At 74.2% G+C, this 15,512-nt stretch carries 15 protein-coding genes; 6 read left to right on the top strand and 9 right to left on the bottom strand.

The features are described from left to right. Positions 1 to 53: 53 nt before the first annotated feature. Together AB0F29_RS05435 and AB0F29_RS05440 are read right to left on the bottom strand one after the other, a co-directional pair. Positions 54 to 275, bottom strand: coding sequence for a hypothetical protein (locus AB0F29_RS05435; protein ID WP_361867618.1), 222 nt, complete (start codon positions 273 to 275; stop codon positions 54 to 56). 61 nt (positions 276 to 336) lie between these two features. Then, complete coding sequence (locus AB0F29_RS05440) at positions 337 to 1,146, bottom strand: NAD(P)-dependent oxidoreductase (RefSeq protein ID WP_361867620.1); 810 nt, start codon at positions 1,144 to 1,146, stop codon at positions 337 to 339. 210 nt (positions 1,147 to 1,356) lie between these two features. On the opposite strand from AB0F29_RS05440, the gene AB0F29_RS05445 reads away from it, so the two are divergent. Beyond that, the gene (locus tag AB0F29_RS05445) at positions 1,357 to 2,391 is read left to right on the top strand and encodes a 5-dehydro-4-deoxyglucarate dehydratase (RefSeq protein ID WP_361867622.1); all 1,035 of its coding nucleotides are present in this window, start codon (positions 1,357 to 1,359) and stop codon (positions 2,389 to 2,391) included. After that, the gene (locus AB0F29_RS05450) at positions 2,388 to 3,563 is read left to right on the top strand and encodes a hypothetical protein (protein WP_361867624.1); all 1,176 of its coding nucleotides are present in this window, start codon (positions 2,388 to 2,390) and stop codon (positions 3,561 to 3,563) included. Before AB0F29_RS05445 ends, AB0F29_RS05450 begins: the two co-directional genes overlap by 4 nt. Here AB0F29_RS05450 and AB0F29_RS05455 read toward each other — a convergent pair. The 7 genes from AB0F29_RS05455 to AB0F29_RS05485 all read right to left on the bottom strand — a co-directional run bounded on the left by AB0F29_RS05455 (position 3,549) and on the right by AB0F29_RS05485 (position 11,106). Beyond that, positions 3,549 to 4,895 carry an MFS transporter gene (locus AB0F29_RS05455; RefSeq protein WP_361867625.1) on the bottom strand — a complete coding sequence of 449 codons (1,347 nt, stop codon included), beginning with the start codon at positions 4,893 to 4,895 and terminating at the stop codon, positions 3,549 to 3,551. The genes AB0F29_RS05450 and AB0F29_RS05455 overlap by 15 nt on opposite strands. A gap of 148 nt (positions 4,896 to 5,043) precedes the next feature. Then, a complete protein-coding gene (locus AB0F29_RS05460) occupies positions 5,044 to 6,495 on the bottom strand; it encodes a penicillin-binding protein 2 (RefSeq protein WP_361867627.1) in 1,452 nt (483 codons plus the stop codon). A gap of 102 nt (positions 6,496 to 6,597) precedes the next feature. Beyond that, on the bottom strand, positions 6,598 to 7,260 hold the full coding sequence (locus tag AB0F29_RS05465; RefSeq protein ID WP_361867628.1) for a response regulator transcription factor: 663 nt from the start codon (positions 7,258 to 7,260) through the stop codon (positions 6,598 to 6,600). Continuing rightward, on the bottom strand, positions 7,257 to 8,534 hold the full coding sequence (locus AB0F29_RS05470; RefSeq protein ID WP_361867630.1) for a histidine kinase: 1,278 nt from the start codon (positions 8,532 to 8,534) through the stop codon (positions 7,257 to 7,259). The genes AB0F29_RS05465 and AB0F29_RS05470 overlap by 4 nt, the downstream gene beginning before the upstream one ends. Further along, complete coding sequence (locus AB0F29_RS05475; protein ID WP_361867798.1) at positions 8,531 to 9,502, bottom strand: hypothetical protein; 972 nt, start codon at positions 9,500 to 9,502, stop codon at positions 8,531 to 8,533. The genes AB0F29_RS05470 and AB0F29_RS05475 overlap by 4 nt, the downstream gene beginning before the upstream one ends. 357 nt (positions 9,503 to 9,859) lie before the next feature. Then, positions 9,860 to 10,336 carry a GNAT family N-acetyltransferase gene (locus tag AB0F29_RS05480; RefSeq protein ID WP_361867632.1) on the bottom strand — a complete coding sequence of 159 codons (477 nt, stop codon included), beginning with the start codon at positions 10,334 to 10,336 and terminating at the stop codon, positions 9,860 to 9,862. Further along, positions 10,336 to 11,106: an IclR family transcriptional regulator gene (locus AB0F29_RS05485; protein WP_018957681.1), complete on the bottom strand. Its 771-nt coding sequence runs from the start codon at positions 11,104 to 11,106 to the stop codon at positions 10,336 to 10,338. The genes AB0F29_RS05480 and AB0F29_RS05485 overlap by 1 nt, the downstream gene beginning before the upstream one ends. Before the next feature lie 212 nt (positions 11,107 to 11,318). On the opposite strand from AB0F29_RS05485, the gene AB0F29_RS05490 reads away from it, so the two are divergent. From AB0F29_RS05490 to AB0F29_RS05505, 4 genes are all read left to right on the top strand, one after another. Continuing rightward, a complete protein-coding gene (locus AB0F29_RS05490) occupies positions 11,319 to 12,839 on the top strand; it encodes an aldehyde dehydrogenase (NADP(+)) (protein WP_361867634.1) in 1,521 nt (506 codons plus the stop codon). Beyond that, complete coding sequence (locus AB0F29_RS05495) at positions 12,836 to 13,447, top strand: DUF1349 domain-containing protein (RefSeq protein WP_361867636.1); 612 nt, start codon at positions 12,836 to 12,838, stop codon at positions 13,445 to 13,447. Before AB0F29_RS05490 ends, AB0F29_RS05495 begins: the two co-directional genes overlap by 4 nt. Positions 13,448 to 13,633: 186 nt before the next feature. Next, positions 13,634 to 14,350 (top strand): DsbA family oxidoreductase, encoded by a 717-nt coding sequence (locus AB0F29_RS05500; RefSeq protein ID WP_361867638.1) that lies wholly within the window; start codon positions 13,634 to 13,636, stop codon positions 14,348 to 14,350. A gap of 90 nt (positions 14,351 to 14,440) precedes the next feature. Beyond that, entirely contained in the window at positions 14,441 to 15,499 is a 1,059-nt protein-coding gene (locus AB0F29_RS05505) for an aminotransferase class V-fold PLP-dependent enzyme (RefSeq protein WP_361867640.1), read from the top strand. The last annotated feature ends 13 nt before the right edge of the window (positions 15,500 to 15,512 follow it).

A 15,512-nucleotide genomic window follows, 5' to 3' on the forward strand; every position in this document is an offset into this window, starting at 1 on the left:
GCTTTGCCGTTCCCTTACCTTCGGCCGTCCGGAGGACGGTCGTCGGAGGGCGCTCAGCGGCGGTTGCGCGGGTGGTCGCGGGCGGTGCGCTCGTTGCCGTGCCTGTACGCACCGGTCCAGCGCGCCATTACCAACTGGGCGTCGCCCGAGCCCACCTCGGCCAGGAACTTCTCCGCCCGGCCGCCGCGCAGGGTGCCCGCGGGGCGGCCGTGGTGGGTGATGGTGACGCTCTGGTCGCCGTGCTGTTCGTACTGGAATCCGGAAGGTCTCGGCACGGCCCGCATCCTGCCCGGCCCGCCGCGCCCGCGTCGCCCGGATTTCCGCCCCCCGGCCGGCTCAGTGCGGCCAGATCGGCGGGTCGGTCGCGAAGTGGCCGCCCACGCGGGCGTGCGCCGGGTTGTCCGGGTCCAGCTCTCCCTGCTCGGCGACGAGCTTCGCCGCGTACGGCTCCGAATCGTCCCTGGGCCGGTAGCCCAGCGCCCGCGCCGGTGCCAGGTCCCACCACAGGCGGGTGTTGGCGGAGGATCCGTAGACGACGGTGTGCCCCACGTCCTCGGCGGTGAGGGCCGCGTGGAACAGCCGTGCCCCGTCGCCGGGGCTCATCCAGACCGACAGCATCCGCACCGAGGTGGGCTCGGGGAAGCAGGACCCGATGCGCACCGAGACCGTCTCCAGCCCGTGCCGGTCCCAGTAGAGCTGGGCCAGGTCCTCGCCGAAGCACTTCGAGAGCCCGTAGAAGGTGTCGGGGCGGCGGGGGGCGTCCAGGGAGATCGGCGGATCGCCCGGAGCCGGACGCGGGGTGTGACCGATGACGTGGTTGGAGGAGGCGGACACGATACGCCGGACGCCCTCCTCGCGGGCGGCCTCGTAGAGGTGGTGCGTGCCCTGGATGTTGGCGCGGAGGATCTTTTCGAACGTGGACTCCAGCGAGATGCCCGCCAGGTGGATGACCGCGTCCACCCCGCGCACGGCCTGGCGCAGCGCCTCCCGGTCGTTCAGGTCGGCGGTGATCGCCTCGGGCGCGCCCTCCACCGGGACCAGGTCGAGCAGCCGCAGGTCGTATCCGTACGCGGGCAGCAGCCCCCGCATCAGGGTGCCGAGGCCGCCTGCGGCGCCGGTGAGCAGGACGGTACGGGGAGCGGTCATACGGGGGTCTCCTCGGGGCGTACACGGGGGTGCTGTGCGCAATCCTGGCTGACATTCACATGCGTGGACAAACTAAGGAAGGGAGACGAGGTGCGTCAAGAGCCCGCGTCCGCCTTGACCTGCCATCGGAGGCTGCCTTAGCGTTGCGATGTTCAGAAATATGGACACCGATCAGAATTGTGCACGCCTGCATCTGCTCAGGGAGCGCCCGTGACCTCAGCCCCCCTCGCCGCCCGGCTCAGCGAAGTCGCCGGGCCGCTCTTCTTCCCCGTGACCGCGTTCGGGCCGGACGGCGCCGTCGACCTCGCCGTCTTCCGCGCCCATGTGCGCGCGGGGATCGACGCCGGAGCCGCCGCGGTCTTCGCCTGCTGCGGTACGGGCGAGTTCCACGCGCTGACCCCCGAGGAGTTCCGCCTCGCCGTCGCCGCAGCCGTCGAGGAGACGGCCGGACAGGTCCCCGTCCTCGCGGGGGCCGGCTACGGCACGGCGCTCGCCGTCCAGTACGCGCGGGCCGCCGAGGAGGCCGGTGCGGACGGACTCCTCGCCATGCCGCCCTACCTCGTCGTCGCCGACCAGGAAGGGCTGCTGAACCACTACGCGGCGCTCGCCGCGGCCACCGGCCTGGAGACGATCGTCTACCAGCGCGACAACGCGATCTTCACCCCCGAGACGGTCGTCGCCCTGGCCCGCACCCCCGGCATCATCGGGCTCAAGGACGGCCACGGCGACCTCGACCTCATGCAGCGCATCGTCAGCGCGGTCCGCACCCACCGGCCCGACGGCGACTTCCTCTACTTCAACGGACTGCCCACCGCCGAACTCACCGGCCCCGCCTACCGGGGCATCGGCGTCACCCTCTACTCCTCCGCCGTCTTCGCCTTCGCCCCGGACATCGCCCTCGCCTTCTACCAGGCCCTGGACGCCGGCGACGACGCGCTGATCGACGGGCTGCTCGACCACTTCTACCGGCCGCTCGTCGAACTGCGCGCCAAGGGCCGCGGGTACGCCGTCTCCCTGGTCAAGGCCGGAGTCCGGCTCCAGGGCCTGGACGTCGGCGAGGTACGCACCCCGCTCACCGAACCGCCCGCCGCGCACGTCAAGGACCTCATCGAGATCATCGCGAGCGGCCGCGCCCTGCTGGAGGAACGCGCGTCCCAGGAACGCGCGTCCCAGGAACGCGCGTCCCAGGAATGCGCGTCGCAGGAGCAGGGCCCCCCGGCGGGCCGGGCGGGGGGCGGGGCGTGAAGGCGGGCGCGTTCCTCTACCCGTGGGACGTCGTCGGGGACCCGGACGCCGCCTCCCGGATCGCGGATCTCGGCGTCCGCCAGGTCACCCTGGCCTCGGCCTACCACTCCACCCGGGCCCTGACCCCCCGTCACCCCGCCCACCGGGTCGTCACCGCCGAGCACGCCGCCGTCCTCTATCCGCCGGACCCGGACCGCTGGGCGGGGCGGGCCCTCGCCCCGTACCGCCAGAGCTGGACGGCCGGCGACGATCCGTACGGGGAGGCCGCGGGCGCGCTGGCCGCCGCCGGTCTGGAGGTGCACAGCTGGGTGGTCCTCGCCCACAGCTCGCGGCTCGGCGCGGAGCACCCGGACACCTCGGTGGTCAACGTCTACGGGGACCGCTACCCCTGGGCCCCCTGCATCGCCCGCCCCGCGGTGCGCGCGTACCTCGTGGACCTGGCGGCCGAGGCCGCCGCCCGGCCCGGCACGCACGGGACCGAGCTGGAGTCCTGCGGCTGGTACGGCTTCGCCCATCTGCACGCCCACGACAAGGTCGCCGGCGTGGGCCTCGGCGAGGCGGCGCAGTACCTCTTGTCGCTGTGCTTCTGCCCGGTGTGCCGCGAGGGGTACGGGGAGGCGGGCGCCGACCCCGGCGACCTGTCCACAGCCGTCCGCCGCGCCCTGGAACCGGCCTGGTCCGGCGCAGGCTCCCCGGAGTCCGGCCGGGACGGCATCGGGAAGCTGCTCGGACCCGAGCTCGCGGACGCCACCCTGAGGTGGCGGGGCCGGGTCGCCCGCACGTTCCAGGAGGCGGCCGTCGCGGCGGTACGGGACGCGGCCCCGCCCGGCTTCCAGGTGCTGCTGCACGCCGACCCCGTCCCGTACCGCACCGGGGCCAACGTCGGCGTCGACGCGGACCACATCCTGGCCGTGGCCGACGGCGTGGTGCTGCCCTGCACCGGGCCCGACAGCGCCCGGGAAGCGGTCCTCGGCCCGTTCGCCGGCCGGGGCGGAGTACGCGCCGCCAACTTCGGGATCGTCACCGGGATGGGCGGCAGCCCACGCACCCTGGAGCGCGACGCGGCCCACGCCGCCTCGCTCGGCGCGGACCAACTCCGCCTGTACCACGCGGGACTCGCCTCGGGCCCGGACCTGGAGGCGGTCGCCGCCGCGCTCTCACGGCTGGGGTGAGGCGGGGCCGGGCTCGCCTGGGGGCTCCGACTCCCCTGCGGGGCGGGACGCCGGCGCAGGGGCGGACCCGGACGGCGACGCGGGGCCGGATGCCGGTGTGGAGGCGGACGGCGACTCGGGGGCGGATGTCGACGCGGAGGCAGCGCGGCGCCGCGTCACCCCCGCCGCCAGCAGGGCCGCGGCCAGCAGCCCCGCCGCCCCGGCGGCCGCCGTCAGCACCCGCACGTCCACCACCGCGACGAGCCCGGCCCCCACCGCCAGGGCGACCGCGTTGGGCGCCGTCATCAGCGAGCCCGCCGTCGCCGCCGTCCGCCCCAGCACCGCGTCCGGGGTTTCCCGCTGCACCGCGGTCATCGTCGCGATCAGCACGCACGGCAGGCCGAACCCGATCGCCGCGCTCGCCGCCAGGGCCACCCCGTCGTGCGGCAGCGTCCGCGCGCCCACCGCCAGCGCGAACAACGCCATCCCGGCCGCCGCGAACACCCGCTCCGGCAGCCGGCGCAGCAGCGGCCCCACCAGCAGCCCCACCGTCACGGAACCGGCGCCCTGCACCGCGTACAGGACCCCCGCGTACTCCGGCGTCCGGCCGAGCACGTCATCGACGTAACCGAACGTCACGGCCCCGTTGACCCCCGCCAGCAGCATCGTCGCCGCCCCCGCCGCCACCAGCGGGCGGAGCACGGCCGAGGCACGTATCCGCCGCAGCCCGGCGAGGAGCTCACCGCGCCACGCCCCCACCGGGGACCGCGGAGCCTCCCGTACCCGGAGCCGCGCGAAGATCAGGGCGGCCAGGGCGCACGTCGCCGCGTCCAGCAGCGCCACGGCCGGGCCGCCGAACCGCGCGTACAGCCCGGCGCCCGCCAGCGGGGCGACCAGCTTCATGCCCTCGTTGGCCGTCGTTCGCAGCCCGTTGAAGTCCGCCAGCAGCGAGGCGTGCACGGTCCCCGCGACGAGCGCCGACTCCGCCGCGTCGAGCAGGACGCCGCTCGCCCCGTAGAGGACCAGCACCACGAAGACCAGCCACACGGTACGGCCCGAGTCCACCAGCACCAGCGTGACCAGCAGAGCGGCCATCGCCAGGTTGACCCGGACCAGCAGCTTCTTCCGGTCCACCCGGTCCGCGAGCGCGCCGAGCGCGGGCCCGGCCAGCACCGGGGCCCACATCGCGCCCACCGTCAGGGCCGCCAGACTGTTCGACCCGGTCAGCGACTTGACCCAGATCCCCGCCGTGAGCCACATCGCGGACGTACCGAACCCGGAGACGACCACCCCCGCCAGATACCGCCCCGCCGTCGGGTCCCGCAGGACCCGCACCACCGCCGGACCGCCCATGCCGCCCCGCCCTCCGCCTCGTGCCCCGCGACCCGCCCGTGCGGGCCCTGCGGCTCATGCTGCGGAGTAAGGCGGCGCGGCGGCATCGGGCGGATGACCTAGGCGCATCGCCCCGGGAAGGGGACCAGGGCGGCGGCCGCCCCTCGCGTCATCGCTCCAGCGCCGCCCGCATCGTCTTCTGCGCGATCGGCGCGGCCAGCCCGTTGCCGCTGATCTCGGAGCGCGCAGCCCCCGAGTCCTCCACGATCACCGCGACGGCGACCTCCTTGCCGCTGTCACGGTCCTTCGCGTACGAGGTGAACCAGGCGTACGGGGTGCTGCTGTTGTCCACGCCGTGCTGCGCGGTGCCCGTCTTGCCGCCCACCTCGGCCCCGGGAATCCGGGCATTGGTGCCGGTGCCGTCCTCGACGACCGTCACCATCGCGCTCCGCAGCTGCTCGGCGGTCGACTCCTTCACCACCCGCTCGGTGTCGCCGTCGGCGGTCTCCTCCAGCACCGTGCCGTCCCCGTCGGTCACCCGGGAGACCATGTGCGGCGCGGCCAGCTCACCGCCGTTGGCGAGGGCCGAGGTGACCATCGCCATCTGGAGCGGGGTCGCGGTGACCTCGAACTGGCCGATCCCCGTCAGCGCCGTCTGGGCCTTGTCCATACCGGTCGGGTAGACGCTCTTCGCCGCCCGTACGGGGACGTCCAGCTTCTCGGTGTCGAACCCGAACGCGTCCGCCATCTCCTTGACCTCGTCCTGGCCGAGGTCGGCCGCGGCCTTCGCGAAGACGTTGTTGCAGGAGTACTGGAGCGCGGTGCGCAGGGTCGCGTTCTCGCAGGGGGCGGACGCGTTCTCGTTGGGGAGCACGGTGGTGGTGCCGGGCAGGGTGTACGGGTCGGGGCTCTGGGTGCGCTCGTCGACCGAGCCGTACAGCCCGTTCTCCAGCGCGGCCGCCGCGACCACCAGCTTGAACGTGGAGCCCGGCGGCAGCGGCTGCCGCATCGCACGGTTGACCAGCGGCTTGTCCGGGTCGTCCAGCAGGGCCTGCCAGGCGTCCTGGTCCGCCGTCCCGCTGATCGTCGAGGGATCGTAGGAGGGGGTGGAGACCATGCCGAGGATCCGGCCGGTCTTCGGGTCGATGGCCACCGCCGCGCCCTTGGTTTCGCCGAGTGCCTCGTAGGCCGCCTTCTGGACGTCGGGGTCGATCGTCGTCAGCACGTTGCCGGGGTCGGCCTGCCCGCCGGTGAGCAGGTCCTTCGGGTCCTTCAGCCGGTCGTCCGTGCCGTCCAGGACGTCGCTGTAGATGCCTTCGAGCTGGTTCGCCCCGTACGCCTGCGAGCTGTAGCCGGTAACGGGCGCGTACAGCTCGCCCTGGGGGTACGTGCGTTTGTACCGGAGGTCGCCGCCACTGGTCCCCTTCGATCCGGTGACCGGCGAACCGGCCACGATGATGTCCCCGAGCGGCTGCGCGTACTGCGCGATGGTGTTCCGCCGGTTGTGCTCGTGGTCTGCGAGCGCCTCGGCCTGGAAGCCCTGCACCCACGTCGCCCGCACCAGCAGGGCGAGCACCATGAGCAGACAGAAGACCGAAGCGCGCCTGATTGTCTTGTTCATCCCGCTGGAGGGACGAGCGGGCGCGTTCCGGCCGTTCCCGTCTCCGCCCCTTCTCACTGATTTCTCAGGCGGCCCGCCGTGCCCCGGAGCCCGGCCGGCGGCTCAGCCCGGGGTGATGAAACCGGACTCGTACGCCGCGATGACCGCCTGGGTACGGTCCCGGGCGCCGGTCTTCGCGAGGACCGCCGCCACATGCGTCTTCGCCGTCGCCGGGCCCACCGAGAGCCGCCCCGCGATCTCCGCGTTGGTCAGCCCCGCGGCCATCAGCCGCAGCACGTCCGCCTCCCGCCCGGTCAGCCTCGCCACCCACGCCGGGGCCCCGCCCGCCCGCCGTCCGGCGTGCTCGGTGGCCAGCGTGCGCACCGCCGCCGGATAGAGGAGCGAGTCGCTGTACGCCACCAGGCGCACCGCCTGCACCAGCTCCTCGGCGGCCGCCCGCTTCAGCAGGAACCCGGCCGCCCCCGCGCGCAGTGCCTCGTACACGTACGCGTCGTTCTCGAAGGTCGTCACGACGACGATCCTCGGCGGGTCCTCCATCGTGGCGAGGATCTGCTCCGTGGCCCGGATGCCGTCGATCTCCGGCATCCGCACGTCCATCAGCACCACGTCGGGCCCCAGCGCCCGCACCACGGAGACGGCCTCCGCACCGGTGGCGGCCTCCCCGACGACCTCGATGCCCTCCTCGGCGTCCAGGATCACGCGCAGCGCCGTACGCACCATGCGCTCGTCGTCCGCCAGCACCACCCGCACCGGAGCCCCGCTCATCGCCGTTCCCCCTTCCGCCCGGCCTTACCCGGCACCGTAAGCGGCAGCACGGCGGTCAGCCGCCAGACGCCGTCGTCCGCCCCCGCCCCGGTCCGGCCGCCCAGCAGGACGGCCCGCTCCGCGATGCCGCGCAGTCCGCGACCGCCCCCGGGGCGCAGCACGGCGGGCCGCTCGCCCAGTCGATTCTCCATCACGATCTCCAACTCCCTCTCCCGTACCGCGATCAGCAGCCGTACCGGGGACGCGCCCCCGCCGTGCCGCGACGCGTTGCTCAGCCCCTCCTGGACGATCCGGTACGCCTCCCGCGAGACCACCGGGTCCAGACGGTCCGGATCGCCCTGCCGCTCGTACGCCACCGGCACCCCGCAGTGCGCCAGCAGCCCGTCGAGCGCGTCGAGCCCCGGCCCGTACGCCCTGCCCTCGTCGTCCGGCTCCCCGTCCTGCCGCAGCAGCCCCAGCACCGAGTCCAGCTCCCCGACCGTCCGCCGCGTCGTCTCCTCGATGGCGGTCAGCGCCTCGCGGACGAACTCCGGATCGCGGTCCAGGACCCGGCGCGCCGCCCCCGCCTGAAGGGTCACCGCACTCAACGCGTGCCCCACCGAGTCGTGCAGCTCCCGGGCGAGCCGGTTGCGCACCGCCAGATCCGCCGCCCGGCGCTCGGCGGCGGCCAGCCGGTCCTCGGGCGTCGGCCCCAGCAGCACCGGGGCCCGCCGGGCCAGCAACTCCCCGGCCGCGGCCGCGACCAGCGCCAGCGCCACCAGCATCGCGAGCCCGGCGAACGGGGCGAGAGCCAGGGCCCACGGCTCCCGGAACACCCGGGGGCCGTCCAGCAGCCAGGTGGAGCGCAGCCCGGCGGAGAACGGCAGCGCGGCCACCGCCACCGCGAACGGCGGCAGTGCCAGGGTGCTGCCGCTGACGATCCCGCCGAGCGCCAGATGCAGGGTGTACCAGCCGGCGGTACGCACTTGGGCCTGCCGGGTCCGCGCGGGACCGTCGGCCAGCAGGGCGGGCGGCACCCCGCACAGGGCGCGGACGGCGGCCACGGACAGCGGCCGGACGAGCGGGAAGAAGCCGGTGGCCGCCGCGATCGGCAGGGCGATGGCGAACGCGGCGAACTGGGCGGGCAGGGAGGCGAACAGCGCTGCCCCGCCACCCGTCATGCCGACCAGGACCGTGCCGACCAGGAAGTACGGCATCAGCAGCGCGCCACCGATGATCAGATGCAGCCAGCGCAGCCGCGTCTGTCGTCCGAACACCACGGCGAGGGGCTTCATGACACCCGGTCGGCGCCGGCCGGGTCGGCGACGCCGACGTCGTCGGGCAGCGCCGAAGCCGCCGCGCGCTCCGCGAAGAAGTAGGCGCCCAGCGTCACGACGAGCGCCCCTGCCAGCATCTGGACAGCGTAGGTCAACACCGTCGCCGTCGTCGGCCGGTCCGCCGCTCCGCCCGCGCCGATCAGCCCCGCGAGACTCAGCCAGCCGCCCCAGCAGGCCATCTCCGCGGAACCGGCCCAGGCCAGGACGAGCGGCAGACGCAGGGAGAGACGGCCGGTGCGGCGGAAGGCGAGCAGGAGCACCCCGACGGCGGTGACCACCACGAAGAGCAGGTTGACGGCTTCCAGGACGTAGAAGTCGCTGGTGCGGTCCGCAGCCCGGCCGGCGTGGAGCCCGGCGGTGTAACCGCTGACCCACAACAGGTGCGTGACGCCGGGGAGGAGAGCCGTCGAAGCGGCGGCGACGGCGGTCGCGCGCAGGGCGGGCGTGGTCGGACTCGCCGGCAGATCCCGCAGCCGTCCCTGCCACAGCCTGCCCCAGCGCCTACTGGCGTACAGCGCGAAGAGGGCGCCGAGGGCGAGGCCCTGGACGATGAAACCGCCGTAGACGACGCCGAAGACCCAGGGGTCGAGGAACGGTCCGGAGGTGCCCTCGCCGACCGGCCGGCCGCCGCCACCGCCGAGGAACCCGACGGCCAGCTGGACCGGGAAGGCCGTCATGATCGGCAGCAGCAGGCCGCTCGCGACCCACATCGGCAGCACCAGCAGCCAGGCGGGCACCCGCAGGCCCCAGGGCCGGGTCAGCAGCAGGGCGAGGACGATGACGGCGCAGTCCATCAGCACCGTGGCCCCGTTGGCGACGCGCAGCAGGGCGCCCCCGTCCAGCAGCGCGCTGCCCTCCGGGATGCCGAGCCGACTGCCCGCCATCCAGGCCACCTTGAGCCCGATGTAGGGCAGACAGGCCACCATGGCGACCACCCGGAGCACGTACCGCGCCCGGCCGACGCGGTACGAGGGCGGTGCGGCGCGGTACGGGGCCGCCTCGGCGCGGTGCGGTGGCGTCCCAGGGCGCCCGGGCGTCCCGGAACGGTGCGGCGGGGCGGGCGAGGGCGCTTCGGGGGGCCGGTTCACTGTCATGGCGTCCAGGCTTCCGCGCCGGCCGGCCCCGCACGTCCTGCCCGGCGACGATCCGCCTCCGCCACGCGGGGGAGGAGGCCGCCCACGCCCCGGCCGCACCCTGCCTCAGCCGTGCGGCGTGCCCAGGGCCTCGTCAGCCGTGCGGCGTGCCCAGGGCCTCGTCAGCCGTGCGGCGTGACCAGGACCTCGTCAGCCGTGCAGCGTGACCAGGACCTCGTCGATCTCCTCGCCCCGGGCGCGGGCGAATCCGCGATCCTTGCCGGTGACCACGAAGCCGCACTTCTCCAGCACCCGGCGCGAACCGAGGTTGTCGGCCGCCGCCCGCGCGTGCAGTGGGCGGGTGGGCGTCTCGTCGAGGTACGCCCGCAGGGCGGCCGTCGCCAGCCCCCGCCCCCAGTGCTCGCGGCCGATCCAGTAGGTGACCTGGCGGTTCCCGGGGGCCCCGTACTCCCCGACATGGCCCACCACCGCACCGTCGGCCACCACCGTGCGCATCACCACGCGGGACCCTGCCCGGATCCGTGCCCAGTGGGCGTCGAACGCGGCCCGGTCGGTGGGGTCCTCGGCCGTGAACTCGGCGACGCGGGTCGCCCCGGGGTCGCTCATCCAGGCGAAGAACAGCGGCAGGTCCCCGTCCTCGACCGGGCGCAGCGCGATCCCGGCCATCAGAGTCTCCGGGTCGCGAGGGAGAGCCGGTCCCGGGCATCGAACAGGGCGTCCTTCACCAGCTGTTCGTGACCGGGGGTGAGCCGGGCGACCGGCACCGAGCAGCTGATCGCGTCGCGCGCGGGCGTCCGGTAGGGGATCGCCACGCCGAAGCAGCGCAGACCGACGGTGTTCTCCTCGCGGTCCACCGCGTAGCCCTGCTCACGGACCAGCCGCAGCTCCTCGATGAGCTTCTCGCGGTCCGTGATGGTGTGCTCGGTCAGCGCGGGCAGCGACTCGGGCAGCATCTTGCGGACCTGCTCGTCGCTGTGGGTCGCCAGCAGCGCCTTGCCGAGCGAGGTGGAGTGCGCGGGCAGCCGGCGGCCGACCCGGGTGAAGGGGCGCAGATAGTGCTGGGACTGCCGGGTGGCGAGGTAGACCACGTTCGTCCCGTCGAGGCGGGCCAGGTGGATGGTCTCCGTGGTGTCGTCGGACAGCCTGTCCAGGGTGGGCCTGGCGGCGGCCACGACCTCGTCGCCGTCGATGTACGACGTGCCGACCAGCAGGGCGCGGACGCCGATCCCGTACCGGGTGCCCGTCGCGTCCGTCTCCACCCAGCCCAGCTCCACCAGGGTGCGCAGCAGCATGTAGAGGCTCGACTTGGGATAGCCGACGGCCTCCTGGACGGCGGCCAGCGAGTGCATGCCGGGCCGCCCCGCGAAGTATTCGAGGAGCTCCACGGTCCGTACCGCGGACTTGACCTGTGCTCCACCGGACTCGGCGACCGACATCGCCCACGCCCCCTTCTCCAGCTCATCGACTTCTCGTCCGCGTCCGCGTCCGAAAAGCCGCCACACGATTGCCAACACGGAACGCCCCGAAATAGAGTCCGAGGACATTCACGTTCAGGAACTCCGTTCAGAATACCGAACACTTGCCGATGTGCGGCCGAAGCGGGCCGGAAGTCGGCCGGAGGACGGTCGCACCACGGGAGGTAATCACGGTGAGCGCAGCACCAGTCTGGAGTGTCGACCCCCGAACCGGGAACCCGCGCGAGCAGGTCGCGGTGGAGGCCACGGCCGGGGAGGTCGACCGGGCGGTCCGGGCGGCCCACGCCGTCCGCGACGCCCTCGCCGACCGCGCGGCGCGCGCCGCGTTCCTGCGGGCGGCGGCGGAACTGCTGGAGGAGACCGGCGAGCACATCGTCGAGGCGGCCGACGCGGAGACCGCCCTCGGCCCGGCCCGACTCTTCGGTGAACTGGCCCGTACCGCAGCCCAGTTGAGGGCGTTCGCGGAGGTCGTGGACGAAGGCGCCTACCTCGACGTCCACATCGACCACCAGGACGGCTCCCGGACCCCGCCCTGGCCCGACCTGCGCCGCTACAAGATCCCGCTCGGGGTCGTCGCCGTCTACGCGGCCAGCAACTTCCCGCTCGCCTTCTCCGTCCCGGGCGGCGACACGGCCAGCGCGCTCGCCGCCGGCTGCCCGGTCGTGGTCAAGGCGCACCCCGACCACCCGGCCACCTCCGAACTCTGTGCCTCGGTCCTCCGCCGCGCCGCCGCCCGCACCGGACTGCCCGAGGACGTCGTGACCCTGGTGCACGGCTTCGACGCGGGCGTCGAGCTGGTCCGGCACCCGCTGGTGAGCGCGGCCGGCTTCACCGGCTCGGTACGCGGCGGACGCGCCCTGTTCGACGCGGCAGCGGCCCGCCCCGCCCCCATCCCCTTCCACGGCGAACTCGGCTCCCTCAACCCGGTCGTCGTCACCCCGGCGGCCGCCGCCGAGCGCGCCGGGGAGATCGGCGCCGGGCTCGGCGGCTCGATGACCCTGGGCGCGGGCCAGTTCTGCACCAAGCCCGGCTTCGTCCTGGTCCCCGAGGGCGCGACGGGCGACCAGCTCCTCAAGACGCTCACCGAGACGGTCAGCTCCACCGGATCCGGCGTCCTGCTGGACCACCGTATGCGGGACGCCTTCGTCGCCGGCGTACGGGAGCGGGCCGCGCTGCCGGACGTCGGATCCCCCGTCACCCCCGGCGCCGCCGGCGAGCACACCGTCTCCGCCGGATTCCTCACCGTCCCGGCCGCCCGGCTGACCGCCGAGGGCCCGCACGACGCGCTGCTGGAGGAGTGCTTCGGGCCGGTCACCGTGATCGCCCGGTACGCGTCCACCGACGAGATCGCCGCCGTCCTCGCCCGGCTGCCCGGGAACCTCACCGCCACCCTCCAGACCGCCACCGAGGACGACGACCCCGACGCGGCGCGCCTGCTGGCCGCGCTCACCCCGCTCGCCGGGCGCGTCCTCGTCAACGGCTGGCCGACCGGCGTCGCCGTCGCCCCCGCCCAGCACCACGGCGGCCCCTACCCGGCCTCCACCTCCATCTCCACCTCCGTCGGCGCGACGGCGATCGAACGCTGGCTGCGCCCCGTCACGTTCCAGTCCACCCCCGAGACGCTCCTCCCCCCGGAGCTGCGCGAGGACAACCCGCTGGGCCTGCCCCGCCGGGTGGACGGACGCCGCGCATGAGCCTGAACCTGGACGCCTTTCCCTTCGCCCTGGACGCGGAGGGCCCCGACGGAGGCTGGACCCACGCCGACGGCGTGCTGAGCGGCCGGGCCGGACCCGGCCAGGACCTGTTCGTCTCCCCGTCCGGCGAGTCCCTGGACCTGGGCTCCGACGCCCCGCGCCTGCTCGGACCGGTGGGGGAGGGCGACTTCCGGCTGGTGGCCCGGGTGCGCCCGGGGCTGCTGTCGTTCGGTGACGCGGGCGCGCTGTACCTCCACGTCGGGGACCGCAAGTGGGCCAAGGTCTGCCTGGAGCACTCCGCGGGCCTCCCGACCGTCTGCACCGTCGTCACCCGGGGCCACTCCGACGACGCCAACGCCTTCGTCGTGGACGAGGGCGTCTGCTGGCTCCGTCTCAGCCGCACCGGCGACGCCTACGCCTTCCACGCCTCCACCGACGGCGAGAGGTGGACCTTCGTCCGCTTCTTCACCCTGGGTACGGAGAAGGAGCGGGCGGCCGCCCGCGCCGGCTTCCTGGTGCAGTCGCCCACCGGTGAGGGCTGCGGCGCGGTCTTCGACCGGATCGCGTTCCTGGCCGGGGGAGTGGAGGACCTGCGCGACGGGCGGTGACGCGACACGGCAGTGACGGGGCGACACGGCGGGGACGGGGGCGGGGACGGGGGCGACACGGCGGTCGGGGGAGGAGGGACGGGCGGGAAGATCCGGGAATCACCCGGTACGGATTCGCGTTCGACCCACTGACCCCGTGCGGAGGCCCCTCCGCGCCCGCCGCGACCCCTGGAGAGTAGAAGAGTCATGCGCGTCGAGATCTGGAGCGACATCGCTTGTCCGTGGTGCTACATCGGCAAGGCCCGCTTCGAGAAGGGCCTCGCGGAGTTCGCCCACCGGGACGAGGTCGAGGTGGTGCACCGCTCCTTCGAGCTCGACCCCTCGCGGGCCAAGGGCGACACCGCGCTCGTGATCGACATGCTGGCCGAGAAGTACGGCCGCAGCCGCGAGGAAGCGGCCTCTATGGAGGCCAACGTCGCGGCCAACGCGCAGGCGGAGGGGCTCGGCTACCGCACCGAGGGCCGTGACCACGGCTCCACCTTCGACCTCCACCGGGTGCTGCACCTGGCCAAGGCCCGCGGCCGTCAGGACGAGCTGCTGACCCTCGCCTACCGGGCGAACTTCGCCGAGGAGCGGTCCGTCTTCGACGACGAGGTGCTGCTGGCTCTCGCCGTGGAGGCCGGACTCGACGCCGACGAGGCCCGTGCGGTGCTCGCCGACCCGGAGGCGTACGCGGACGACGTCCGCACCGACGAGCGCGAGGCGGCCGAACTGGGCGCCAACGCCGTGCCGTTCTTCGTCCTCGACCGTCGGTACGGGATCTCCGGCGGCCAGCCGTCGGAGGTCTTCGTCCAGGCGCTGGAGCAGGCTTGGAAGGACCGCCCCGTCACCGCTCTCACCGCCGTCGGCGGGGAGGCGGAGGCCTGTGACACGGACGGGGCCTGCGCGGTTCCGCGCGGCTGAGCGATCCGGAAGCCGCCCATAAGTATTCCTTTGAAGCCCCCTTGAATCTGCGTGATTGACTTTGGTTCAAGGGGGCTTCAGGGTGGACGCATGACGATCCTCGCGCCCATCCAAGCGGCAGCCGTCGAATTCGCCCCCGAAGTCACCTACCTCAACACCTCCAGCTGGGGCCTGCTGCCCCGCCGGACGATCGCCGCCGTCAAGGCGCTGGCCGACGAGAACGCCGCGGGCCGCCGGGTGGGGGTGGGCAGCTTCGACGCGGTGGAGGCCGCCCGGGCCGGCTTCGCCCGGCTCGCCGGGGTCCATCCGGACCGGGTCGCCACCGGGAGTTCCGTCACCGTCCACGTCGGTCTCGTCGCCGCTTCGCTGCCGCCGGGCGCCGAAGTCCTCTGCCCCGAGGGCGAGTTCTCCTCCGTGGTCAGCCCGTTCGCGCTCCGTGGCGATCTGCGCGTGCGGTACGCGCCGCTCGACGGGCTCGCCGGGGCCGTGCGCCCCTCGACCGCCCTCGTCGCCTTCTCCGCCGTGCAGTCGGCCGACGGCCGGGTGGCCGATCTCGCCGCCGTCCGCGCGGCCGCCGCGGCGCACGGCGCCCGGACCCTGCTGGACGGAACCCAGGCGGCGGGCTGGTTCCCGCTGGAGGCGGGGGCGTACGACTACACCGTGACCGGCGGCTTCAAGTTCCTGCTCTGTCCGCGCGGTACGTCGTTCCTGACGGTCACCGAGGAGGCGCAGGACACCCTGCCGCCCCTCTTCGCCGGCTGGGTCTCCGCCGGCGCTCCCTGGACGAGCAACTACGGCCCGCTGGAGCGCCTCGCCCCCACCGCCCGCGGCTTCGACGAGCCGCCCGCCTTCCTCTCGTACCACGGGGCCGAGCGCTCCCTGGAGCTGCTCGGCGAAGTGGGGGCCGACGCCCTGTACGCGCACGCCACCGGGCTCGCGGCCCGGCTGCGGGCGGGTCTTGCGGGGCTCGGGCACGAGACCGTTCCCGGGGAGTCGGCGATCGTCTCCGTGCCGGGCCTCGAGAGCCGTCAGTCCGAGCTGGTGGAGGCGGGCGTCGCCGTCTCCGCCCCGGCCGGGAATCTGCGGATCTCCTGCCACCTCTACAACACCGAGGCCGACGTGGACCGGGTGCTGGAGGTCCTGGCCTGATCCGCAGGGGTGC

This window comes from Streptomyces sp. NPDC026589, assembly GCF_040638385.1.
GTDB lineage: Bacteria > Actinomycetota > Actinomycetes > Streptomycetales > Streptomycetaceae > Streptomyces.